The following is a 24154-nucleotide window of genomic DNA, read 5'->3' on the forward strand; positions in this document are numbered from 1 at the left end:
GTTTCAGGCCCTGTCCTCGCTTGTGCGGAAACGGATAACTGAAAACTGACGCCGTCTCGTTTATTATCAAACACTAACAGCGCATTCCAAAGGTATGGTCTAAGGTGGCGAAGCAGGTCCCCGAACGCTCCAAGTCCGACGACAAAAAGGCATCGCGTCGCTCGGCGGCAGCGGCCACGACCGACAATCCACGCCGTCAGCGCCTGTGGCGCGACCTGGGTCTGATCGCCATCGCGCCGGCGCTGCTGTATCTGGCTGCCAGCCTTTTCACCTATTCAGCGACGGATCCGGGCTGGTCACACACCGGCAGCGTTGTCGCACCGGTACACAACATGGGCGGCCGCGCGGGCGCGTGGATCGCCGACGTGCTGCTGCAGCTGTTCGGCTATATCGCCTTCCTGCTGCCGGTGGTGCTGGGTGCGCTGGCCTGGATTGCGATGTTCGGCCTCAAGCGCGAGAGCAAGGGCGAGAACGATCTGGACCCCGCGTTGCGGCTGGTCGGCCTGGTCGGCTTCCTGATCGCCGGCACCGGCTTCCTGCACGTGCGCCTGTTCAGTGGCGATGTTTCCAGTGCCGGCGGCATCCTCGGCAAGCTGGTTGGCAATTCGCTCAGCGTGGGCTTTGGTGCGCTGGGGGCGAACCTGTTCGTGCTGGTGTTGCTGCTGGCCTCGATCACCCTGGCCACGGGCCTGTCCTGGTTCGTAGTGATGGAGAAGATCGGTCGCGGCGTGATGTCGCTGGCGCCGTTGCTGGAGCGCAAGAAGGAACAGGCCAGCGAGTGGCAGCAGACCCGCGTCCTGCGCGAGGAGCGCCAGGAAGTGCGCAAGGCCGATGCCGAAGTGCGCGCCAAGCGCGAGCCGGTGAAGATCGAGCCGCGCCCGGAGCCGGTGATCGAAAAGAGCGACCGGGCCAAGCGCGACAACCAGATCCCGATGTTCCGCGGCGTCAATGGCGACGGCTCGGACCTGCCGCCGTTGGCCCTGCTGGATGATCCCAAGCCGCAGCCCGTGGGCTATGACAAGGACACCCTCGACGCGCTGTCGCGGCAGATCGAGTTCAAGCTCAAGGATTTCCGCATCGATGCACAGGTGGTCGGCGCCAACCCCGGCCCGGTCATCACCCGCTTCGAGATCGAGCCGGCCCCCGGCATCAAGGTCAGCCAGATCAGTTCGCTGGACAAGGACATCGCCCGCGGCCTGTCGGTCAAGTCGGTGCGTGTGGTCGATGTGATCCCGGGCAAGTCGGTGATCGGCCTGGAAATCCCCAACGTCACCCGCGAGATGATCTACCTGTCCGAACTGCTGCGCTCGAAGGAGTACGACAAGTCGGCCAGTTCGCTGACCCTCGCGTTGGGCAAGGACATCGCCGGCCGCTCGACCGTGGCCGACCTGGCGCGCATGCCGCACCTGCTGGTGGCCGGTACCACCGGTTCGGGCAAGTCGGTGGCGGTCAATGCGATGGTGTTGAGCCTGCTGTTCAAGGCGTCGCCGAAAGACCTGCGGATGCTGATGATCGACCCGAAGATGCTCGAACTGAGCGTCTACCAGGGCATTCCGCACCTGCTGGCGCCGGTGGTCACCGACATGAAGGAGGCTGCCAACGGCCTGCGCTGGTGCGTGGCCGAGATGGAGCGCCGCTACAAGCTGATGAGCGCGGTGGGCGTGCGCAACCTGGCTGGCTTCAACAAGAAGGTGAAGGACGCCCAGGACGCCGGCCAGCCGATGATGGACCCGCTGTTCAAGCCGAACCCGGAGCTGGGCGAGGCGCCGCGCCCGCTGGAGACGCTGCCGTTCATCGTCATCTTCATCGACGAATTCGCCGACATGATGATGATCGTCGGCAAGAAGGTCGAAGAGCTGATCGCGCGACTGGCGCAGAAGGCGCGTGCGGCCGGCATCCACCTGATCCTGGCCACCCAGCGCCCGTCGGTGGACGTCATCACCGGCCTGATCAAGGCCAACATTCCCACCCGCATCGCCTTCCAGGTCAGCTCGAAGATCGATTCGCGCACCATCCTCGACCAGTCCGGCGCCGAGACGCTGCTCGGTCACGGCGACATGCTGTACCTGCCGCCGGGCACGGCGATGCCCGAGCGTGTGCACGGCGCCTTCGTGTCCGATGAGGAAGTGCATCGCGTGGTCGAGCACCTCAAGGCAATGGGGCCGGCGGACTATGTCGACGGCGTGCTGGACGAAGTACAGACGATGGGCGATGGCGTGGTGGTCGGTGCGACCGGCCTGCCGGAGACCAGTTCCGGCGGCGGCGATGAGTCCGACCCGCTGTACGACGAAGCGCTGCGCGTGGTCACCGAGACCCGCCGCGCGTCGATTTCCGGTGTGCAGCGTCGCCTGAAGATTGGCTACAACCGCGCGGCACGACTGATCGAGGCCATGGAAGCGGCCGGTGTGGTCAGTCCGCCCGAGCACAACGGCGACCGTACGGTGCTGGCACCGCCGCCGCCGAAGTAAGCCAAGCCCTGCCGCATTCCCGACGTCCAAGGAACCGACGCATGCTTCAACCCGTTTCCTGCGCGCTGGCGCTTGCCTGCCTGCTGGCAGCCGGCCCGGCGCTGGCCGACGCCGCCGCGACGGCTGTACCCGCAGTCGCGCCGCCGTCCACCGGCAGCGATGCCGAGGCCAGCAACAACTTCAGCTTTGTACGTTATCGCGCCGACTACCAGGTGCGCGCCGATGCCGGCAACGTGCAGACCGAAACCTACGAGATCCTGCTCAAGACCAAGGCAGCGGTGGAGCAGTTCAGCCAGGTGCGGTTGAGCTACAGCGAGAAGATGGAAACGCTGGATGTGGTCAACGCCTATACGCTGACCGCCGACGGCCAGCGTCGCGAAGTGCCGGCCGATCGCATCTACACCCAGGAAAGCTATTCCAGTGCCTCGGCGGCGATGTATGCCGACCGCAAGGTGCGGGTGATCGTGTTCCCGAACCTGGCGCCGGGCACGCGGCTGTTCTACCAGGTGCGCCGGACCCAGTTGACGCCCTATTTCCCAGGCTACTTCGGCCTGTGGGAAACCTTCAATGTGTTCACCCAGTACGACGATGCCGAAGTGACCCTCAGCGCGCCGGCCAATCTGCCCATGTTCGTGGACAGCCGTGGCGTGCAGGGCAGTGACCGACCGGTGGTGAAGAACGGCCAGGCGCAATGGCGCTGGCGCTACCAGCGCCGCGAGCCGATGCAGGCGCAGAACTGGTCGGCGGCGGTGTGGGAGTTCGGGCCGAACATCATGGCCAGCACCTATCGCGACTGGGCGCAGATGGGTCGCGCCTACCAACTGAAAGCAGGGCCGGCCGCACAGGTCACCCCGGAGATCCAGGCGCTGGCCGATGAAGTCACCGCCGGCATCAGCGACCGTCGCGCGCAGGCCGATGCGCTGTACCGCTGGGTGGCGCAGAACATCCGCTACGTGGCGGTGTACCTGGGCAATGGCGGCCTGGAGCCGAACAGTGCGCAGAGCATCCTCGACAACCACTATGGCGACTGCAAGGACCACGTAACGATCCTCGAGGCGCTGCTGGCGGCCAAGGGCATCACCAGTTCGCCGGTGCTGATCGGTGCCGGTGGCGGCCCGACGCTGCCGAAGATTCCGTTGCTGGGCCGCTTCAACCACGCCATCACCTACGTGCCCGAGTTCGACCTGTACCTGGATTCGACCAGTGCCTGGGCGCGCTTCGGCCAGCTGCCCGATGGCGACCTCGGTGCGCCGGTGCTGCACACCCGTGATGCCACCCTGGCGCGCACGCCGGCCAATGATCCGCAGCGCAACGCCACGGTGATGGAGGTGCGCTTCACCTTCGACGCGCAGGGCAACCTGCGTGGCGAGACGGTGCCGCAGCTGAGCGACAACGCCGAGATCGGCATGCGCGCGCAGTTCGCCCAGCTCAATGCACAGAACCGGGCGCGCGCTGAAGAATCGATCATGGCCGCGTCCGGTTTCGATGGCCGCGGCCAGCTGCAGCTGCAGGGTGTGCCGGTCGACCTGACCCGGCCGTTTGGCTATCGCATGGCCTTCCAGGCCGAGGACTACGTGGACTTCGATGTGGCCGGCGGCATGGCCGTGCCCGATCCGCCCGGTGGTGAATCGGTACGCGGGCTGTATGCCAGCGCCTCGGCACCGGACAACGAGACGCCGTTCTACTGCAATGCCAGCCTGCGCGAGGAAACCTATCGCCTGCAGTTCCCGGCCAATGCCCCGATCATTGCGATTCCCGGCAGCCAGCGGTTTGCCAATGCGGCCGGCGAGTATCGGGTCGACTGGAGCCGGCAGGGCCAGGAAGTGACCGTGCACCACCGCCTGCAGCAGAACGCGGTGCGCGGCGCCGAGGCGCTGTGCCAGCCGCAGGACTATGCCGCGTTCCGTGCGCTGTTCCGCGAGGTGCGCCGGGGCTTTCGTGGCCAGGTGCTGTACGGCAAGCTGCCGGGCGCTGGCGGCTGAATCGCCGATCAGCGATCAGGGCGTCATAATGGCGTCCTGATCGCCCATTCATCTTTTGCCGGGCACACTGGCACCCAACTTTCCTGGCCGCGCGCCCACAGGATTACTGCATGAACCTTCGCCTCCGTCGTTTCCTTGCCACCACCACCCTGGCCGTGGCCTGCGCCGCCGCCGGCAGCGCCTGGGCCGGCGCCCGTGATGACCTGAAGACCTTCACCACCGGCCTGAAGGGTCTGGATGGGCAGTTCAGCCAGCAGGTGTTCGACAGCCGCGGCAAGGTCAAGGAATCCACCAGCGGCCGCGTTGCCTTGTCGGCGCCGCGCCTGTTCCGCTGGGAATACGTGCGCCCGCATGAACAGCTGATCGTGGCCGACGGCAAGAAGGTGTGGATGTTCGAGCCGGACCTGGAACAGGCGACCGTGCGCGAGCAGGGCAAGGAAGAGCAGAACAGCCCGCTGACCGCGCTGATCAACCCGGCGCTGCTGGAGCAGCAGTACGACGTAAGTGAAGAGGCTGCACAGCGCGATGGCCTGCAGTGGCTGTCGCTGTCGCCGAAGCGCGATACCGAAGCCAGCTTCCAGTACGCCGCGCTGGGCTTCAATGCGCAGGGCCTGGCGAAGATGGAGATCACCGATGCCGTGGGCCAGCGCACCGTGATCAGCTTCAGTGGCTGGAAGCGCAACCCCAGCTTCGCCGCCAACACCTTCCGCTTCACCCCGCCGGCCGGCACCGACGTCATCGGCAATTGATCGTGGCCGCCGGGCATGGCCCGGCGCTACCTGCTCTGGTGGGTGTCAACCTTGGTTGACACGCTTTTGATCTGCCGGCCAGCGGCCGGCACTACCGACCACTGCGGCCTGATCCGCCGGGCATGCCTCGGCGCTACCGCGATCGGCCCTGATCTGCTCTGGTAGGTGCCAACCTTGGTTGGCACGCTTTCGGCTGGCTCATCCGTTGTCCGGGTGAACAATGACCTGCCACGCAGCGCCATCAAATCGCATCAGGTCCCAGGGCGTCAGCACCCACAGCACGCTACCGACGGAACTGATGTCGACGATCGTCGCATCTCTCAGTTCTTCAGGAATGCCCACCTCCAGACGCTCGACTACTCCAGAACTGGGGCTGTAGAGATAGAGTCCATTATCTGAGCCAATGTAGATGGATTGCCTGTGTTGGCAGGCGCAGTAGAAGTCGACGTCCTCGCTGATCTCATGCGGCAGGCACTCGAAACTGGTACCAATGTTGCCGATGACGATGGTTGCCTGGTGGCCAACAACGAGCATGTCGCCGGTTTCAGTCATGACTGCGTTCAGAAGATGCGACGTGGTCACGCTCTTGGGCGTTTGCCATGCGGAGCCATTCCAGTGCGAGATCAGTCCATGAAGGCCGACCGCATACAGGTCGTCATATCCCGATCCGCACAGATCATTCAGCACTGCCGCGGAAAGGGCATCTACTTGTTCAATGATGGAGCGGGAACCTTGGTCGCGCAGCTGGGAGCATGTATCTTCAAACAATCGGCGAAGAACCGCTTCGCGCTCCGCAGGGTTCTCTGGTAGTGGGTTGGCGCCCACCGCTTCAAACAGGTGGCCGACGCAGTCGAGCCAGCTCTCGAAGTCGTCAAGAATGTCATCGTCTTCAGACTCAATCCGCTCACGCGCAGGGAAGTTGGTGGGAAGCTGCCGCCACCCACTTGCGGCGCGATGGAAGATCATCCCGCCGACACCGCAGCAGAAAATCTCCTCGCCCACCCGTCGAAGAGCAGTAAGGCCGCCCGAAAATTCTGGACCCTCGGGCGAGATGTGCTCTATCGTCGCGCCGACTCTGGAGTAGTCTTCCAGCTGCCCATAGAAGTCCAGCGCAAGCACTCGCCGAGGACGGCCGTTCTTTTCGGGCATGAATTGCGCGGACATGACCTGAAAGTCCGGGAGGTCATGGTAGAACCACTTTTCCGCTGTCTGTCGCTGATAGAGAAACATGCGGGTCGGTGGGCCTGGGTCTGGATCGTAGTACTCATGCCCGGGGCCAATGGCGGCGGCGAGATAGTAGATATCCGCATCGACAGCGCAGCCGGCAACGAACTCAAGGACATTGGATTCGGGGTCGCGCATGCTCAGGTCCTGGATGGTTGAGTTTCGGATTCTCGGTTGCTGGAGACGGCGCGTGGCGCTGAGGAGAGGTAAGCTCCGTTGAATCAGTCACTTACCATTGGATTGGCTTCGGCGGTTACGGCCCATTTCCGACAGTTTCCGAGGTTGCCGGCCAGCGGCCGGCACTACCGCTCATGGTCCGCCGGGCACGGCCAGGCGCTGCCGCCATTGGTAGGTGTCAACCTTGGTTGGCACGCTCTCGCGGTACAATGAGCACGTGCCAAGACATCGCTCCACTTCATTCCCCGGGCCCGATCTGCTGAGTGTCGATCGGGAACACATGCGCCCGTTGGCCGAGCGCATGCGCCCCCGCACCCTGGACGAAATGGTCGGGCAGAAGCGTCTGCTCGCGCCAGAGAGCGCGCTGCGCCGCGCCGTCGAATCCGGTCGCGTGCATTCGATGATCCTGTGGGGGCCGCCCGGCTGCGGCAAGACCACGCTGGCGTTGCTGCTGGCTGAATACTCCGACGCCGAATTCCGTGCCATTTCTGCCGTGCTGTCCGGCTTGCCGGAGGTGCGCCAGGTGCTGGCCGAGGCCGCTCAGCGCTTCGCTGAAGGTCGTCGCACCGTGCTGTTCGTCGACGAAGTGCACCGCTTCAACAAGGCGCAGCAGGATGCGTTCCTGCCGCACATCGAGCGCGGCACCATCCTGTTTGTTGGTGCCACCACCGAGAACCCGTCGTTCGAGTTGAACTCGGCGCTGCTGTCGCGTTGCCGCGTGCACGTGCTGGAAGGTGTCTCGCCGACCGACATCGTCGAAGCCCTGGAACGCGCGCTCGGTGATCGCGAGCGCGGGTTGGGCGAGGAACGCATCGAGGTCGCACCGGAACTGCTGCTGGAAATCGCCACCGCGGCTGACGGCGACGTGCGCCGTGCGCTGACCCTGCTGGAAATCGCCGCCGAGCTGGCGGGCGGGGAGGGCGGGCGCATCACCCCGCAGACGCTGACCCAGGTGCTGGCCGACCGTACCCGCCGCTTCGACAAGGGCGGCGAGCAGTTCTACGACCAGATCTCGGCGCTGCACAAGTCCGTGCGCAGCTCCAATCCCGATGCCGCGCTGTACTGGCTCACACGCATGCTCGACGGCGGCTGTGATCCGTCGTATCTGGCACGTCGACTGACCCGCATGGCCATCGAAGACATCGGCCTGGCCGACCCGCGCGCGCAGAGCATGGCGCTGGAGGCATGGGACATCTACGAACGGCTGGGCAGCCCGGAAGGCGAGCTCGCCTTCGCCCAGCTGGTGCTGTACCTGGCCAGCACCGCCAAGTCGAATGCCGGCTATGCCGCCTTCAACCAGGCCAAGGCCGATGTGCGCGACAGCGGAACCGAAGAAGTGCCGCTGCACCTGCGCAATGCGCCGACCAAACTGATGAAGGAGCTGGGCTACGGCGCCGAGTATCAGTACGACCACGACGCCGAGGGCGGCATCGCGCTGGACCAGACCGGCTTCCCCGATGCAATGGGCGAACGGGTGTACTACAACCCGGTGCCGCGCGGGCTGGAGATCAAGCTGAAGGAAAAGCTGGACCGGCTGCGCGCTGAGCGCGAGGCGGCGAGGGCAGCGAAGGGCGGATAGTCCGGTTCGCTTCATGCAGGGCTTCTCATTGCCCTGCCTGTGCGCATTTGGCAGACTGCGCGGCCCCGTTTTTCAAGGAACGATGCCGTGCAGGAAATGATTCTGCCGTTGAAGCGCTACGCCCAGTTCGAGGGCCGCGCCAACCGCCGCGAGTACTGGATGTTCCAGCTGTTCCTGTTGCTGGCGGGAACTGCGGTGGGCTTGATCGCGCTGACGGTGGCGCTTGTGGCTGGCCTCGTCCTGGACGCCGATTCCAGCTGGATGGCCGGAATCACGATCGGGGCACTGGCGCTGGTGGGTCTGCTCTGGCTGGCCACGATCGTGCCGCTTATCGCAGTGACTGTGCGCCGCCTGCATGACTGCGGCCAGTCCGGCTGGCTGTATCTGCTGGCCCTGGTGCCGGGTGGTGGCCTGGTGATCCTGATCTTTGCGCTGCTGCCAGGCACGCCGCAGGACAACCCGTACGGCCCTGTGCCTACTGGCCCCTGAGGTCGCCAACGTCGCCTCATGCAACGAAGCCGGCTCTGAGCCGGCTTCGTCGTTTCTGCGCTGCTGTCAGTGGTGCCGAGCTGCTTACTGCAGAACGCAGTCACCCAACGCCAGGTAATCCGATCCCGAGCTGAACTGCAGCGTGCAGCTGGCGGTGAAGGAGACGCCTTCCTCCATCGCTGCGAGCTTGGCGTTCTGCTCGTCATCGGAAGCGGTCAGGCGGGCCAATACCTGGCCATCTTCGTCGCCGGCTTCCAGGACCGGCTCGCCCTGCAGGTTGCTGGAGGCGCCCAGGCTTACCGCCGTGAACTGCACGGTCTGGTTGAGCTCTTCCAGCCCGAGAGAGGAATAGCCAGCCTCTTCATAGGCCGAATACAGCCCGGCAAGGCTTGGCGCGGCGTGGCCGGCCAGCGGAGCGAGGAGGCCAACGGCAAGTGCGATCAGTACTTTGTGCTTCAAGGTGTTCTCACAATCATGGGATCCGATCCCACGGGGGTTGTGGAGCTGATGGGCAGGGGCCGGGCAGGCACCCGCGGAGGCGGGGCGATTCCTGCGCCCCGATGGCGGGAAAAGTAGATGAACACGGACTTCCGGCGCAAGCGCTGGCGCGCGCGTGATACACAGTGTGACGTTTGATCGATGTGATAATCATTCGCGTTTAAGGTAGACTGCGGTCCCTTGTGAACCGGTGGCCGTGTGCCGCTTTCGCCGTCACTGATGAAGTCTTCCGTCCTGCCACCGCGCCGTGGCCCGCTGGTATCCGGCCTGGCCGCCTTGATGATGGGCCTGCTCCTGGCTACCCCGTACGCATACGCGCAGCAACGCAATCCGCTGCAGAAGATGGGCCAGACCGTGCTCGATGAGCCGGCGGTCAGCTACCGCTTCGAGCGTTTCGTGATCGACAGCCCCGACCAGCAACGCCGCTGGCGGGTGAATGTCGCGATCCCGGCCAAGGCCTCGAAGACCCCAGCGCCGGTGCTGTACGCGCTGGACGGCAACGCCGTGGCAATGGTGCTGGACCAGCCGTTGCTGGCCGAGCTGGCCGCACGCAAGTCGCCGCCGGTGCTGGTGCTGATCGGCTACGACAACGACCTGCGCATCGATTCGGCCGCGCGCGCCCGCGATTACACCGCGTGGATCGATCGCGCCGATGATGAAAGCGGCAGGACCCAGGCCGTCGGCGGCGGGGCGGCGGCGTTCCTGGACGTGATCGAGCGCCGCATCAAGCCTGAAGTCGAGCGCCGCGCGAATATCGATCACCAGCAGCAGGCGCTGTGGGGTCACTCGCTGGGCGGCCTGTTCGTGCTCAGCAGCCTGTACACCCGTCCGGCCGCCTTCCAGTACTACCTCAGCGCCAGCCCGTCGTTGTGGTGGAGCCAGGGCGCGCCGCTGGGTGATGCCGAGCAGCAGTTCGTGCAGAACGCACACGGCCAGCCCGCGAAGGTGTGGCTGATGCTCGGCGGTGCCGAGCGCGTCGGCGACCGCGGCAAGCGCGACATGAGCAATCCGCGCGTGGTCGCGCATCTGCGCCGCATTGGTGGCGCCACCCCGGATGCGGCAATGCAGCTGTCCGAACGCCTGGGCAACGTGCCGGGGCTGAGCGTGCAGTACCGCGAGTTCCCCGGCCTCGGCCATGGCCCGATGCTGCCGGCGTCCTTCCACGCGGCGCTGCATGAACTGTATGGCGTGACCGATCGCAGTGCCGATGACGGCCAGTCAACCGGTGGTGACAACGCCGCCGAATGAATTCCTCGCACGGCAGTGCCGTGCGACCCCACTACCCAGGCGGACTGTCGACGTGCAGCGGCCAAGGCAACCGATGAATCCCGCGCCACGAGGCGCGGCCTACGTGTGCAAGGAGCCTTCCATGTCGTTCCGTCCGTCTTTCCGTCTCACTTCCCTTGCTGCCGGCCTGCTGCTGGCAGTGATCGCCACCGCGCAGCCGGTGTTCGACCAGCCGGCCAGCGCCACCTTCAAGGGCCAGGTTGTCTCACGCGGTGAGAACGTAGTTCCCGGCAGCACCGCCGACGTCACCGGCCGCGGCTTCGTGCCGGGCCAGCAGGTCAGCCTGCTGCGTGGCGATACCGTGCTCAACAGCCAGCCGGTGGTGGTCGATGCCGATGGCAACTTCAAGACCCAGCTGGCCATTCCGGCCGACGCGGTGCCGGGCACCCACCCGGTGGTGGTGCGCGCCAGCCAGCCCGCCGCCGCAGCCGTGCTGAAGCTGCGCGTGTCGCCGCAGTTGCCGCTGTCGGGCCAGGCGCAGTTCGCCACCCAGTCCAACAAGCTGGTGCCGGGCCTGTACCAGTCGGCCTACAGCGCCGCCAGCAACGCAGTGTTCGTGACCTCGGCCGTCGGCCGCCCGCCGGTCACCCAGTCGCAGCTGCTGAAGCTGGACCCGAAGTCGCTGAAGGTGACCAAGGCCATCACCCCGGCACAGGTGCCGGGCAGCACCAACGGCGCAGTGTTCGCGGTGTATGGCGTCGGTGTGGATGATGCCAATGGCAACGTCTGGGTCAGCAACACTCGCCAGGACACCGTGGCCGTCTATCGCCAGGCGGATCTGTCGCTGGTGCATCAGTTCCCGGTCGGCACCGTGCCGCACGCCCGCGACGTGGTGGTCGACAGCACGCACGGCAAGGTGTTCGCCTCGGCCGCCGGTGAGGACCATTTGTCGGTGTTCGATGCGAAGACGCTGAAGGCACTGGAGCCGATCACCCTGGCCTCCGGCGTGGACGACGAGAAGTTCGTGCCGATGAGCCTGGTGCTGGATGAGTCCAGCGGCAAGCTGTTCACGGTCAGCATCGGTACGCCGGAAGCGGCGGTGATCGATGTGGCCAGCGGCAAGGTCGACAAGGTCATCGACCTGGGCAATGCGATCAGCGCTTCGGGCGTTGCCTTCGATGCCGAGCGCAACCGCCTCTACGTGGCCTCGCAGGGCACCGACAACCTGCTGATCGTCGACGTGGCCAGCGGCAAGGTCGTGCACGACGTGCCGGTCGGCGCCGGCGCACTGAACGTGGCCTTCGATGCGAAGAGTGGCCTGGCCTACGTCACCAATCGCGGTGCCGGCACCGTCACTGCCGTCGACCGTGATGGCAAGGTGGTCGGCAACCTCGATGGCGGCACCTTCCCCAATCACGTCCGCGCCGATGGCAAGGGCAATGTCTTCGCCGTGAACAAGTCGCGTGGCGCTGAAGATCCGAAGGGTGACCGCATCACCCGCATCAGCCTGCGTCAGCCGTAAGCCACAGGGCAGGGCGGCACCCCGCCGCCCTGCCAGCAAGGAGAATCTGCATGAACATCGCTTCCCGCCTGCGCCAGTGCGCGCTCCCGATTGCCGTTTCATTGGTGCTGGCCGCCTGTGGCGATAAAGCGCCGCCGTCTGTCGGCAACCCAGACGCAGCAGCACCGGCGGCCGCCACCGCCAAGGCGGGAGCACTTCCCGCAGGTTGGCAGCGGGTGGCAGGCAACGATGTGCCGACACTGCCGGGGCAGCAGGCGGTGCTGCCGAGCAAGGTGCACTCCGACGATGGCGCCGATGTGGAGGTGGATGACAGCAGCCGGATCATTGCCGGCGGTGACGACATCATCGCGGTGATCGAGGCGCTGGGCCTGGGCAAGCAGGTGTTCGCCGCGCCGACCAACACCACCACCGAGGCAGGCCTGGCCGCACCGCACCAGTTCCTGTTCAACCGCACGACCGGCGTGGAGGGGGTTCTCAGCCTGCAGGGGTCGCTGTTCATCGGCAACAGCCTGCGTCGCCACACCGAACTGGCAAAGAAGCTGCGCGAAGTGGGCGAGCCTGCAGTGGTGATCGATGACCTGCAGCCGGCGCCGGACAAGGTGCGCAAGATCGCCGCCGTGCTCGGCGTGGCCGACGCAGGGCAGGCCCTGGCCACGCAGGTGCAGCGCCAGCTGGATGAGGCCGCCGCGATCGGCAAGGGCCTGGCGCATGCGCCGCGGGTGATCCATGTGTCGGCGACGGGAGCGGGCGGTTCGCCCACCGTGGCCGGTGCCGACAGCGCATCGGCCAAGCTGATCGCCCTGGCCGGCGGCCTGAACATCGGCACCGAGGCTGGCGTGGCCAACTATTCGCAGCTGAGCAACGAAGGTGTGGTCGCGGCGGCACCGGACGTGATCCTGGTGACCGAGCACGACCTGCAGCTGTTCGGTGGTGCCGAAGGCCTGTGGAAGGCCTACCCGACGCTGAAGCAGACCCCGGCCGGACAGGCCAACCGGGTCTGGGTGATGCCGGATGCGCAGTTGAAGTACGCCAGCATCGGTTCCGGTGCGGGGGCATTGGCCCTGGCGCAGGCGCTGGCGGCGCTGCCGAAGGCATGAGCCCTGCGGATCGACGCCGCCGTCGCGGGCGGACGATGTTGTTGATTGCGCTGCTCGCGCTGCTGGGCGCGGTGCTGGCATCGTTCGCCGTGGGGCCGCTGCGCTTGCCGCCGCTGGAAGTGATGCAGGCACTGGCGGTGAAGCTGGGCCTGCTGGATCCGCAATCGGTCAGCAGCCGTGACCTGGCCGTGGTCTGGCAGCTGCGCATTCCGCGTGCATTGCTGGGGGCGATGGTCGGCGCGGCGCTGGCGATGGCCGGTGCCAGCCTGCAGGGACTGTTCGGCAATCCGCTGGCCGATCCGGGCATCGTCGGTGTCAGCCAGGGCGCCGCGCTGGGTGCCGTGGCGGCGATCGTGCTGGGCGCTGCGGGTGCGGCCGGCTGGCTGGTGCCGGTGGCGGCCTTCGGCGGCGGTGCCGCCGCGATCGGGCTGACCTACGCGCTGGCGCGGCCGGGCAAGGGCAGTGGCAATGCCACGCTGTTGCTGGTGGGTATTGCGATGGCGGCATTTTGCTCTGCACTGATCGGTTTCCTGACCTACATCGCCAACGAAAGCGAGCTGCAATCGCTGGTGTTCTGGCAGATGGGTTCGTTGGCGCGGGCGAACTGGGCTGATGTGGTGGCGGTGCTGCCGCTGTTTGCCATCGGCGCGTTCGCACTGCAGCGCCTGGCCACACCGCTGGACATGCTGGCGCTCGGCGAGCGCCAGGCACAGCATCTGGGATTGGACGTGGCGCGTACACGGCGCTTGCTGGTGGCCTTCAGTGCGTTGCTGGTCGGCGCTGCGGTGGCGTTCGCCGGCTCGATCAGTTTCGTCGGCCTGGTGGTGCCGCACGTGGCGCGCCTGCTGGTTGGCCCTGGCCATCGCTGGCTGCTGCCGTTGTCGGGCCTGCTGGGTGCACTGCTGATCGTGGTGGCCGACACCGCGGCGCGCACCCTGGACCCGCCTGCCGAGATTCCGCTGGGCCTGTTCTCCGCCGCGCTGGGCGCGCCGTTCTTCCTCTGGCTGGTGCTGCAGCAGCGCCGCAAGGCGGCCGCATGAGCGCCTTCCTGCAACTGCGCGACGTGGTGGTGCGTCGCCAGCAGCGCGAGATCCTGCATGGCATCACCCTCGCATTCGAGCCGGGCACGGTGACGGCGCTGGTGGGGCCCAACGGTGCCGGCAAGTCGACCCTGCTGGGCGTGGCGGCTGGCGATCTGCGTGCCGACGGCGGCGATGTGCAGTTGCATGGACGTCCGTTGCGCGACTACAGGGCCGGGCCGCTTGCTCGCGAACGTGCGGTGATGCCGCAGGAGCACGGCGTGCGCTTCGCCTTCAGCGTGGAAGAAGTGGTGGCGATGGGACGCCTGCCGCACCCGCCGGATCCGCAGGTGGATGAAGCGCAGGTGGAGCGGGCGATCGATGCTGCCGAGCTGCAGGCGCTGCGCCTGCGCGAAGTGCAGCAGTTGTCCGGCGGCGAATCGGCGCGCACCACGTTCGCGCGCGTGCTGGCACAGGACACGCCGTTGCTGCTGCTGGATGAGCCCACGGCTGCCTTGGATCTGCGCCACCAGGAGCGCACCCTGCGCAGCGTCCGTGCCTGCGCCGAAGCCGGTGCGTGCGTGATCGTGGTGCTGCATGACCTCAACCTGGCGGCCGGTTACTCCGATCGCATCGTGTTGCTGGAGCAGGGAAGGGTGGCGGCCGATGGCACGCCACAGCAGGTGTTGACCGAAGACAACCTGCAGCGCGTCTACCAGCAGGACGTGGTGGTGCTGCAGCATCCGCGCCGAGGTGTGCCGCTGGTGGTGGTTACCTGAGGCGAAGAGGGCACGCCAGGCTGTGCCGCGTATCATGTGCGGCTCGATTTTTTGCAAAGGAATGGCCTGATGAATCTCTCCCGCCCGCGTTGCGCGCTGTTTTTCGCCTTGATCGGCGTTGTCGGCGCCGCAAGCGCCGCTGCGACCAGCAAGGTCTCGCTGATGACTGCATCCGAGCAGGCGTCGCTGATCGAGACGCGGCATTCGACCGGCGAGGGTGCCGTGGTTTCATCGTTCACCACCGAGTACTTCGGCAATGGTGAGATCGGCATGTCCTGGGAGGACAAGCGTGTGCTGCTGTTGTGCAAGAAAGCGGCCTATCTCAACCTGCCTGGCATGAAGCCGGACGCCAGCAAGCTGTCGGTCGAACAGCGGCAGATGGTGGCCTACGAGGCGATGATGGCTGGCTTCGGCGGCATTGCCGCGCTGGGCGCGGTCACCGGCGAGTCGGTCGAGGTTGCCGATGACGGCACTGAGACACGTCGCCCCGGCGAATCAAAGTGGGCCTACGGCGTGGAGCGCTACGAGGTGGCCACCCAGCGCATGCCGGATGGCGCCCTGCGTGTGCGCGTACGCAAGCAGGCGACGGTCAACAACGCAAAACCCTCCTCGCCTGACGACACCTTCAGTACCGACGAGGACCAGGCCGCACGCCTGGCCGAACTGGCGCCGACCGGCAGCTGGACCGAAGTGCTGATCCATGGCGGTCCGCGCAAGCAGGGCAACGATCCGGCCATGTCGCTAAAGGGCTGGGTGTCGACCGTTGAGCAGCACGCGGCGACCGTGGGCGATGCCCGCCGGCTGCACGACTGCAAGTAATGCGCCTGACGACCTGGGTTGCAGCCACCCATGGGGTGGCTCTACTTTGGGGTTCATCGTTCCATCCATGTGCGCAATATTCACTTGCGCGCCAGATTGACAGGTCTAGAATGCGCCGCATGAACCGGATGCCGCTCCTGAAGTTTTTCACCCTGACCCGCGCAAGCGCGGAACGGGCGTGTCTGCCTGGAGCCCTACGAGGCCGCTGATCGCGGCCTTCGCTGGACCATCCACAGAGCGCCCTCCGGGGCGCTCTTTTCGTTTCCGTCCCCATCCCTCAACCCGCTCCACCGCAAGGAGAACGTGCCATGCACCAGATCGCCGAGACCGAACGCTAGCCGCACACGCCGTTGCCAACCAGCGTGTGCGGCCCCCGAAGTTGGCCCAGCAGGAACCTTTCTCATGAACACCAACACCCAGACGCTGTCGCGTCTTCGCAACCTCGGCATCATTGCCCACATCGACGCTGGCAAAACCACCCTTACCGAACGCCTTCTGTGGAAGACCGGCGAGATCCACCGCGTCGGCGAAGTGCATGACGGCAACGCGACCACCGACTTCTCGGCGATCGAGCGCGAACGTGGCATCACCATCGGTGCGGCCGCCGTGCACGCACAGTGGGCGCCACGCGATCTGCCGCTGCACCAGCTGACCCTGATCGACACACCCGGCCACATCGACTTCGCCATCGAGGTCGAGCGCTCGCTGCGCGTGCTCGACGGTGCCGTGGCCGTGTTCTCGGCCGTGGACGGCGTGCAGCCGCAATCGGAAACCGTGTGGCGCCAGGCGCGCCGGCATGGCGTGCCGTTGATTGCGTTCGTCAACAAGATGGATCGCATCGGCGCTTCTTTCGAGCGCGTGCTGGAGCAGCTGCAGGACAAGCTGCGCGCGCGACCGTGGGCGCTGGGCGTGCCGTTGGGCAGTGAGGGCGACTTCCACGGCTGGGTCGACCTGGTCGATGGCCGCGTGCTGCAGTGGCAGGACGCGGCCGCGGCGACGGTGACGGCATGGAGCGAGGCCGAGCGCGCGCAGTGGCAACCGCAGCGCAATGCGCTGGTCGAAGCCGTGGCCGACCATGATGATGTGCTGGCAACGGCATGGCTGGAAGGTCGTGACATCGACGCGGCGACGCTGCGCGCAGCGATCCGTCGCGCGACGCTGGCGGGCGCCGGCGTACCGGTGCTGGCGGGTGCTGCCTTCAAGGACAAGGGCATCGAAACGCTGCTGGATGCGGTGGTCGATTACCTGCCGTCGCCGCTGGATCGTCCTGCGGTCACTGCCGAAGGCGAGGGCGGCGACGTCCTGCTGCCGCCGGACCCGGACGGTCCGTTGGCTGGCCTGCTGTTCAAGATCACCCACCAGCAGCACGGTGCGTTGAGCTTCGTGCGGCTGTACTCGGGTACCTTGAAGGTAGGCGACAACGTGGCCAGCTCGCAGCACCCGCAAGGGCGTCGCATCAGCCGGCTGGTGCGCGTGCAGGCCGACCAGACCCAGGACATCGGGCAGGCCGTGGCCGGCGACATCGTGGCGGTGCTGGGCTGGAAGGATGCGGTCAGCGGTGAAACGCTGAGCGGGCGAGGGCAGCCGCTGCGCCTGGAGAGCATTCAGGCGCAGGCCCCGGTGCTGGCATGGCGGCTGGAGCCTGCACGTGCGGCCGACCTGATCCGATTGGCGCAGGGCCTGGCCAGCCTGGCGCAGGAAGATCCCTCGTTCCGGGTGGAAACCGATCGCGAGACCGGTGAAACCCTGGCCTGGGGCATGGGCGAGCTGCACCTGGAGGTGATGGTCGAGCGCCTGCGCAGCGAATGGAAGCTGGACATCGGCATTGGCGCGCCGCGCGTGGCTTACCAGGAAACGCCGCAGCGTGCCGTGGAAGGCGTTGTGGGCCGCCTGGTCAAGCAGACCGGTGGCCAGGGCCAGTTCGCGCACGTGGTGCTGGATGTGGTGCCGCGCGACGACGGCGAGGTTGTGTTCAATGACCGCATCGTCGGTGGCGTGGTGCCGCGCAACTTCATCGCTGCCGTGGAGAAGGGCGTTCGTGCCGCGCTGTCGGAAGGCCCGCAGGGCCATCCGGTTGTCGGCATCGAAGTCAGCCTGGTGGATGGCCAGACCCACGCGAAGGATTCGTCGGAGATGGCGTTCCATCGGGCCGGCAGCGAGGGCATCAAGGCCGCGTTGGCGGCCAGCGGTACGCAGCTGCTGGAGCCGGTGATGGCGGTGACGGTGCATTCGCCGTCCGCCGCGGTGGGGGACGTGGTGGGTGATCTGAATCGCCGCCATGGACGCGTTGCCCGCATCGACGACCAGGACGGTCGCGCCGAAGTCAGTGGATTCGCGCCGCTGGCGCAGCTGGTCGGGTATACGACCTCGCTGCGTTCGCTGAGCCAGGGACGGGCCAGCAGCGAATCGCACCTGCATGGCTACGAGCCGGTGCGTGCGTCGTAAGGAAGGAGCAGGGGAGCCCGTTCGCGGGTTCCCTTTTTTTGTGTGATATCGGGATCCGTATCCACGCATGGCGTGGATCTACTGCAAAGCTGGCCTTGCTGGCCTTGCTGGCCTTGCTGGCCTTCGGTAGATCCACGCCATGCGTGGATGGGTGCCATCCGTGCGTCGCCCAATTGCATTGCATTGCAACAAAACTGCAGAAAAAGCTGGATTAAAGTGATGCCTCACGATAAATTGCGCACCCCCCGTTGCTTGCCGCCGCCCGCACCCTGCCCATGCGTGATGACAATGATCCCGGAACCCTGGAGCTGACCCTGCCGCGCAAACGCGGTCGGCCGCCCAAGTTCGGGTACGCAATGAGCGACGCACAGCGGGCTGCACGCTATCGGGCACGGCGCGCTGGCCAGGCCAACCACGCCGATGTGCGGCATTGCAGCGACATGGTCCTGCTGGACAAGATCCGCGCAGCGGTCAGTGCGCGCGACACCGAACTGGCCGGCTTCCTGGTCCACGTACTGTGGCAGCGCTACCCGTTGCAGCTGAAATAAGTCGGCGGCGGGGTGGCCGTTGTCACCTGCCTTGTTGATAATGCGGGATTCAGGTTGTTCCCGCTGGCGCGCCCGGGATGGCAGGCGCGCATGATCGACATGGTTTCCACGATGACCACCACCAGCGACACCACCACCGAAGCTGCGCCGAGCAGCGCGCCCCTGTTCTACACCCGCCCGGTGCCGCTGCAGGCAGACCTGCACGCCGATCTGCGCATCCTGCCGGGCAAGCTCGAGTTCGCTGCCAGCAGCAACTCCATCCCGCTGGTGCTGGGCGAATTCTCGCTGGCGCTGCACCACTTCCCGATCCTGTTCGCAGGCCCGAGCGCGGTGCCGATGGCCGCCGTGGGCGTGACCACCGACAACCTGTTCATCACCGATGGCCTGTGGGACGACGAGACCTACATCCCGGCCTACCTGCGCCGCCATCCCTTCATCTTCATCGACACCGGCGCGGACAATGACTTCCTGCTCGGCATCGACGAAGACAGCCCGCGCATCGTCCGTGGCGGCGAAGAAGGCCAGCCGCTGTTCGTCGATGGCAAGGCCACCGAGATGGTGCAGCAGGCGCTTGAGTTCTGCGGCCAGTTCACCCGCGAGCACGAGCAGACCCAGGCCTTCTCCAAGGCACTGGTCGACAACGGCCTGCTGGTCGAGCGCAATGCAACCGTGCGCCTGCCCGATGGTCGCGAGTTCAACCTCAATGGCTTCTTCGTGGTCGACGTCGAGAAGTTCATTGCGCTGCCGGATGCGACCGTCATCGAATGGCACCGCAACGGCTGGTTGGCGCTGATCCACCAGCACCTGATGTCGCTGGGTCGCTTCAACGACCTGACCCGCCGCCAGGCAGGCCGCAACGCCGCCTGATTCAGGGCGACGGCGCGGTTCCCGCACCCCGGGAGCCGCGCCACGACTGCAGCTCGGCCAGCAGCTGGCGCGCATCGTCCCAGCCGGGCGGTACGCGATCGCCCAGCTCCCATAGTTCGCCGGCGCGTGCATCCATGCCGCCCGCGTTGAGCATCTGCAGCACGCCCTGCAGGCGATGCGAATGATGGCGCAGCTGCGCGGCATCGCAACGAACGATCGCTTCGTGCAGGCATTGCAGCTCGCGATCGATATCTTCTTCGTAGGCGGCCACCAGTTCGCGGGCAGTGCTTTCGAAGGCACGGCCGAGCACAGGCTGGTCCAGCGCCTGCAGCAGCGCATCGGCCTGCAACGGCTTGAGCAATACCGCGTCGATGCCGGCAACCTGGCAGCGCATCGTGTGATCGTCGCCAGTGAAGGCGGAAAGCGCGATCAGCCGGGCGCGCGGCGCGCCCTCTGCTTCATGCAGCCGCAATTGCCGGGCCAGCGCGTAGCCATCCATTCCCGGCAGACCGATGTCCAGCATCACCAGCGGGCAGGGCGCCTGCATCTGGGTCGCCAAGGCATCTTCGGCATTGGCAGCCTCCTGCACCGTCGCGCCCCAGCGCCGCAACTGGGCGGCAATGACCTGCCGGGTCAGCGCGTGATCCTCCACCAGCAGGATGCGCGTGCCGGCCAGCCGGGGCAGGGCGGACGCAGCGGCAGTGGCCGGCGCATCTTCCTGCACCTGCTGCACGGGCAGGCGAAGAATGAAGCGGCTGCCACGGCCATGCACGCTATGGACATCCAGGGTGCCGCCCATGGCCTCGGCCAACGTGCGACAGATGGAAAGGCCCAGGCCGCTGCCACCGCGCTGCCTGCCTGCATCGGCCTGCCGGAAGGGCTCGAACAGGGCGCTCATCTGCGCTGGCGCGCTGCCGATGCCACTGTCGATGACCTCTATCAACAGTGATGCGTTCTTCGTGGGCGCATCCAGCTGCAGGCGCAGTTCAACGCCGCCTACGTCGGTGAACTTGACGGCATTGCCGAGCAGGTTGTCGAGCAGCTGGCGCAGGCAGTCCGGGTCCGTTGCCAGCATCGGGAACGGCGCCTGCGGTGCACAGAGCTGCAGGCTGAGCGCCTTCTTCTGCGCGAGGGGCGTAATGGCCTGCAGCGCCTGCGTGCAGATCGCAGGGACGTTGCAGGGCACCAGCTTTGGCCGGAAAGTGCCGCTGGCCAGGCGGGAGAAGTCCAGCGTGCGGTTGAGCAATCCGCGCAATGTCTGGCTGGCGGTGGCCGCAGCGGCTACCAGTTCGCGTTGACCGGCTGGCAGTGGTGCTTGGCCCAGCAGGTCGATCGACGCCATGACGGCCTGTGCGGAATTGCGCACCTCATGGCTGATCATGCCCGTCATCTGCGCCTGCTTCTGATCAAGACCCTGCTGCTGGCGCAGCCTGCGTGCAGCCAGCAACGGGAATGCCAGCAGCAGGGCTGCGGCTGGCAACAGCCAGAGCACGGTGCCATCGAGGCCTTCGCGCACCTTCTGGCCGAGCGCGGCCGGCAGCGTCTGCCGCGCCCAGCGCTGCAGCAACTGCGCATGCTCTTCGATGGTGATGTCATCCAGTGCCGCCTCGATACGATCAAGCAGCGCCTGGTCTTCGCGCCGGGCAAGCAGATGCAGCTGGGTCGAAAGATCGGCATCCACTGTCTGCAACCGCAGGCTGTGGGAGAACTGACGTCGTGCTATCGCACCTGCAGTGGATTCCAGCCCGATCGCAACGTCGGCAATGCCGGCATCCACGGCAGCCAATGCCGCCCGCATGCTGGGGTGCGGCAGCACAGGCACTGCAGGGTGATGCTGTGCGAGCCACACAGGGTAGGGGCCTCCTTCAACAGCAGCGATGCGCAGCGTGCCGAGATCGGCAACCCGCCGCGGCAAGCGCTCGCCAATGCGGCCGGCAAGCACGCTGGCACCGCCAGGAAAACTGCGCGAGGGCGCCAGGCTGGGGCAGGGCAGGCGTGCCCCATCGTCAGCACCCATCGCCAGCACAAGATCGGCCCGCCCCTCACAGACGGCGGTCATCGCGGCGAGGGTGCTGGGAAAAGGGACTTCGACGAAGGTCAGGCCGGAATGGCGGGCCACGAGCGCGGCATAGCCATGCGCCAGCGTCTGCAGCACCTCGGGGTCGGCAGCATCTTCGGGCACAGGGTGCAGCGTGGGGGCCGCGGCCACCCGGACCACGCGCCCCGCTGTCCATTTTCCGTGCTGGATGTCGCCTGCGGACGTACAGGGAAGCAGGGTAAACAGTGCCAGCAGCATGAACCTGCGGCCACGCTTGAACAGCGCGGTCACAGCGCCTCCAACTGCTGCCGTATCGCGAAGATCTCCGCGTCATTGCGCAACCCCAGCTTGCGCAGCGCGGCAATCTTCTGCGTGCTGACGGTCTTGATGCTGCGGTGGCGATGCAAGGCGATCTCCGAGACGGTCAGCCCATCCAGGACCAGCCGGATGACCTCGCGCTCGTTGCGGCTAAGTGCATCGCAGGGCGTCAGCAGCTTGCACGACGGCGGAATGCGGCAGAGCCCTTGGGACACGCGTACGACCGCGTCGGACAGTTCAATCAACGGCTCGGATTTGCCGACAAAACCGCTGATTCCGGCATCCAGCAGGTGGTTGATGATCGCCACCGAGGTCTGTCCGGCAAAACCCAGCAGCGTTACCCTCGGCAATGCCTGCCGCAGGTGCTCGACGAGCTCGGTGCCGCTGATATCACCGGGCGCCAGGGTGATGTCGACGATGGCCACATCGGCATGACGCTGCTGCAGCGCCTGCACGAACGCCTGGCTGTCACTGTGGCTGGCGACGATCTCGAAGCGGCTGTCGTTGCCCAGGTGGAAGGCCGTGCCGCGGCGGACGACGTCATGGTCATCAAGCAGGGCCAGGCGAAGCCGGCGCGGTGCAGGGAATCCGTTCATGCGCAGGAGTGTTGTCAGCGCCCAGTGGCGTGGCGCTCATTCTGGCGCTGCTGTCGCGTCGAGCATCGAAAACGTTCGATTTTTGAGACTTTTCCTAGAGTGGAAGTAGGAAAAGTTGGAGGTTCGTGTCGGGATCTGCACAACGCGGGTGCAGCGAAGTAGCCTGTTGCGTCTGATGATTTTTGAATCGCATCTGCAATGAGCGCGCGGACTGCGTGCGCTGCGCAAGTCGAGTGCGGGCTCCGCTGGCGAAATGCCAGCGTCCACGCTCTGGTCAAGGACAGGTCCAATCACGAGAAGTTTCAGGCCGGCGCGATTGACGGGTTGGCGGGCGCCATTAACGTGACGCGTCACAGTGGCCGCAGGTCTGTCGGCGTTGAATTCTGCAGGGCTGAGGGCTTGGGTTTCCCTCAGAATTGAACGTTGGTCCGGCGAGGTGCGCCTGACTGGTGGAGACTGGACCGTGCGACTGCTTGTTTGGGCGTGTGCTGCCAGGATATGCCGGGTTGCCCCTGGGGCGCCGGCGACCAAGGGTGCAGAGGCGCTATGGCTGGGGCTGGACCCCGGGTGATGCCCGGGATGCCAATGGCCGGGCTTGGTAGCGGAGTCGATGCTCAGTCTACTTTGAACATATATATACAGAACGAGCCATTAGGCCGTCGCTAACCGCCTGATTTGGTGGGATTTTTGCGTCCCCGATGCTCGACAACGATAGCGCCACCAGGGCCAGCACCGCGGCGGCCGCGCTCATTCTGTCAAGCATTAAGCGCCATAGCGCACGCTCGGTCGCCGACTGCGCACGTTCGGCGTGGATCATCGCGATCCACAAGGGACCGTCCAGCTTTCCAAGCGCGCAAAGCTGCGCAATTCGTTCATCCGGGATGGGATTCCGCCCGGAACGCCAAGTGCTGACCACCGCACGCGTCAGCCCAGTCGCTGAGCTAAACCACTGTCTGACGGAAAGTTTCCGGCTTCCCGGACTTTGTCGAGTAGATCGTTGACGCTGCTCATGCAGGGGCGAAGAGTGAGGGCGCGCCGCAATGGCGAGAAAAGTCGGCGTCACAATTTCACTGGATCAGCGCCCCACGCCGGAGCGCAGCGATATCGTGCTCGCACTCTGCAAGCACTGTGGCGAGCTGGGCCATCAAGTCTTCAGTCTCGTTTGCCACTATCTCCGCGAACTCCAGCAGCTCTTCGATCTCGACTTCCTCTGGGCTGACCAGTTCCCGGGCCCGATTCTGGAACGCTTCCTCTGCATCTTTGCAGGCGGCGAAGTAGCTTTCGCGCGAAATGCGCAACGCCATCAAGCCATCCTTGATGTCAGCACCCAAAATCAGATCCGCAGGCTCGTCCCATGCAAGCCGGTTTATCTCCGCGACGTTTGTCCTAATGGTCGCGAGCAGCTTATTGGCGTGGATGGCGGTGCCATCCTCGTTTGCGTCGTCTGCATGGAGCTTCATACAGAAGTTGGTGATCTCGAGTCGGCTATAGATGTTGTTGAGGGCAAATTGCCTTTGCTCAATCCTGTCGATCTTGTCGCTACTCACCTCGTAGATGCGCAGGCGATGGGCTTCCCTTGCGTACTTCCATGCACCCGAGCCGATCACCCACGTTCCGACTGCTGCGACCCAATCGGCTGCATTCCCCTTTTCAAGGCATGCGAACGGCGCATCTCCGCCGGTCACGATGGACATGCCGAGCCCTACGCCTATA

20 protein-coding genes are annotated in these 24154 nt (G+C 65.8%); 14 read left to right on the forward strand and 6 right to left on the reverse strand.

The features are described from left to right. Positions 1 to 104: 104 nt before the first annotated feature. From AC1DKR_RS00205 to lolA, 3 genes are all read left to right on the forward strand, one after another. Entirely contained in the window at positions 105 to 2468 is a 2364-nt protein-coding gene (locus AC1DKR_RS00205; protein ID WP_478030193.1) for a DNA translocase FtsK, read from the forward strand. 41 nt (positions 2469 to 2509) lie between these two features. Next, positions 2510 to 4450, forward strand: a complete 1941-nt coding sequence (locus AC1DKR_RS00210; protein WP_478030196.1) for a DUF3857 domain-containing protein — start codon at positions 2510 to 2512, stop codon at positions 4448 to 4450. Positions 4451 to 4560: 110 nt separating this feature from the next. Further along, positions 4561 to 5199 carry an outer membrane lipoprotein periplasmic chaperone LolA gene (lolA, locus tag AC1DKR_RS00215; protein ID WP_100552505.1) on the forward strand — a complete coding sequence of 213 codons (639 nt, stop codon included), beginning with the start codon at positions 4561 to 4563 and terminating at the stop codon, positions 5197 to 5199. A gap of 198 nt (positions 5200 to 5397) precedes the next feature. Here the strand turns inward: lolA and AC1DKR_RS00220 are convergent, their stop codons facing one another. Then, positions 5398 to 6561, reverse strand: a complete 1164-nt coding sequence (locus tag AC1DKR_RS00220; protein ID WP_478030200.1) for a hypothetical protein — start codon at positions 6559 to 6561, stop codon at positions 5398 to 5400. A gap of 319 nt (positions 6562 to 6880) precedes the next feature. Between AC1DKR_RS00220 and AC1DKR_RS00225 the strand changes: the two genes are divergently transcribed. Both AC1DKR_RS00225 and AC1DKR_RS00230 read left to right on the forward strand, forming a co-directional pair. Then, positions 6881 to 8179 carry a replication-associated recombination protein A gene (locus tag AC1DKR_RS00225; RefSeq protein ID WP_478030204.1) on the forward strand — a complete coding sequence of 433 codons (1299 nt, stop codon included), beginning with the start codon at positions 6881 to 6883 and terminating at the stop codon, positions 8177 to 8179. A gap of 87 nt (positions 8180 to 8266) precedes the next feature. Then, on the forward strand, positions 8267 to 8668 hold the full coding sequence (locus AC1DKR_RS00230) for a DUF805 domain-containing protein (RefSeq protein ID WP_180167028.1): 402 nt from the start codon (positions 8267 to 8269) through the stop codon (positions 8666 to 8668). A gap of 84 nt (positions 8669 to 8752) precedes the next feature. Here the strand turns inward: AC1DKR_RS00230 and AC1DKR_RS00235 are convergent, their stop codons facing one another. Continuing rightward, positions 8753 to 9127, reverse strand: coding sequence for a hypothetical protein (locus AC1DKR_RS00235; protein WP_180167029.1), 375 nt, complete (start codon positions 9125 to 9127; stop codon positions 8753 to 8755). Positions 9128 to 9385: 258 nt separating this feature from the next. On the opposite strand from AC1DKR_RS00235, the gene AC1DKR_RS00240 reads away from it, so the two are divergent. The 9 genes from AC1DKR_RS00240 to AC1DKR_RS00280 all read left to right on the forward strand — a co-directional run bounded on the left by AC1DKR_RS00240 (position 9386) and on the right by AC1DKR_RS00280 (position 19489). After that, a complete protein-coding gene (locus AC1DKR_RS00240; RefSeq protein ID WP_478030212.1) occupies positions 9386 to 10414 on the forward strand; it encodes an alpha/beta hydrolase in 1029 nt (342 codons plus the stop codon). Positions 10415 to 10535: 121 nt separating this feature from the next. After that, positions 10536 to 11915 carry a YncE family protein gene (locus AC1DKR_RS00245; protein WP_478030216.1) on the forward strand — a complete coding sequence of 460 codons (1380 nt, stop codon included), beginning with the start codon at positions 10536 to 10538 and terminating at the stop codon, positions 11913 to 11915. Positions 11916 to 11965: 50 nt separating this feature from the next. Further along, positions 11966 to 13012, forward strand: coding sequence for a heme/hemin ABC transporter substrate-binding protein (locus tag AC1DKR_RS00250; protein WP_088099888.1), 1047 nt, complete (start codon positions 11966 to 11968; stop codon positions 13010 to 13012). After that, positions 13009 to 14052, forward strand: a complete 1044-nt coding sequence (locus AC1DKR_RS00255) for a FecCD family ABC transporter permease (RefSeq protein ID WP_100436257.1) — start codon at positions 13009 to 13011, stop codon at positions 14050 to 14052. The genes AC1DKR_RS00250 and AC1DKR_RS00255 overlap by 4 nt, the downstream gene beginning before the upstream one ends. Further along, entirely contained in the window at positions 14049 to 14810 is a 762-nt protein-coding gene (locus tag AC1DKR_RS00260; RefSeq protein ID WP_336028313.1) for a heme ABC transporter ATP-binding protein, read from the forward strand. The genes AC1DKR_RS00255 and AC1DKR_RS00260 overlap by 4 nt, the downstream gene beginning before the upstream one ends. A 69-nt stretch (positions 14811 to 14879) precedes the next feature. Next, positions 14880 to 15629: a hypothetical protein gene (locus AC1DKR_RS00265; RefSeq protein WP_478030223.1), complete on the forward strand. Its 750-nt coding sequence runs from the start codon at positions 14880 to 14882 to the stop codon at positions 15627 to 15629. 402 nt (positions 15630 to 16031) lie between these two features. Continuing rightward, positions 16032 to 18074, forward strand: a complete 2043-nt coding sequence (gene fusA / locus AC1DKR_RS00270) for an elongation factor G (RefSeq protein WP_478030226.1) — start codon at positions 16032 to 16034, stop codon at positions 18072 to 18074. Between the two features lie 275 nt (positions 18075 to 18349). Further along, on the forward strand, positions 18350 to 18622 hold the full coding sequence (locus AC1DKR_RS00275; RefSeq protein ID WP_025877210.1) for a hypothetical protein: 273 nt from the start codon (positions 18350 to 18352) through the stop codon (positions 18620 to 18622). Positions 18623 to 18733: 111 nt separating this feature from the next. Further along, on the forward strand, positions 18734 to 19489 hold the full coding sequence (locus AC1DKR_RS00280) for a SapC family protein (RefSeq protein ID WP_025877209.1): 756 nt from the start codon (positions 18734 to 18736) through the stop codon (positions 19487 to 19489). 1 nt (position 19490) lies between these two features. On the opposite strand, the gene AC1DKR_RS00285 is transcribed toward AC1DKR_RS00280, so the two are convergent. From AC1DKR_RS00285 to AC1DKR_RS00300, 4 genes are all read right to left on the reverse strand, one after another. Continuing rightward, positions 19491 to 21818 (reverse strand): ATP-binding protein, encoded by a 2328-nt coding sequence (locus AC1DKR_RS00285; RefSeq protein WP_478030228.1) that lies wholly within the window; start codon positions 21816 to 21818, stop codon positions 19491 to 19493. Continuing rightward, positions 21815 to 22441: a response regulator gene (locus AC1DKR_RS00290; RefSeq protein WP_478030229.1), complete on the reverse strand. Its 627-nt coding sequence runs from the start codon at positions 22439 to 22441 to the stop codon at positions 21815 to 21817. Before AC1DKR_RS00290 ends, AC1DKR_RS00285 begins: the two co-directional genes overlap by 4 nt. A gap of 619 nt (positions 22442 to 23060) precedes the next feature. Further along, positions 23061 to 23258 carry a DUF3693 domain-containing protein gene (locus tag AC1DKR_RS00295; protein WP_478030232.1) on the reverse strand — a complete coding sequence of 66 codons (198 nt, stop codon included), beginning with the start codon at positions 23256 to 23258 and terminating at the stop codon, positions 23061 to 23063. Between the two features lie 250 nt (positions 23259 to 23508). After that, positions 23509 to 24135 (reverse strand): hypothetical protein, encoded by a 627-nt coding sequence (locus AC1DKR_RS00300; protein WP_478030235.1) that lies wholly within the window; start codon positions 24133 to 24135, stop codon positions 23509 to 23511. Positions 24136 to 24154 lie beyond the last annotated feature (19 nt).

It is taken from the genome of Stenotrophomonas sp. 01N47, from assembly GCF_056399165.1.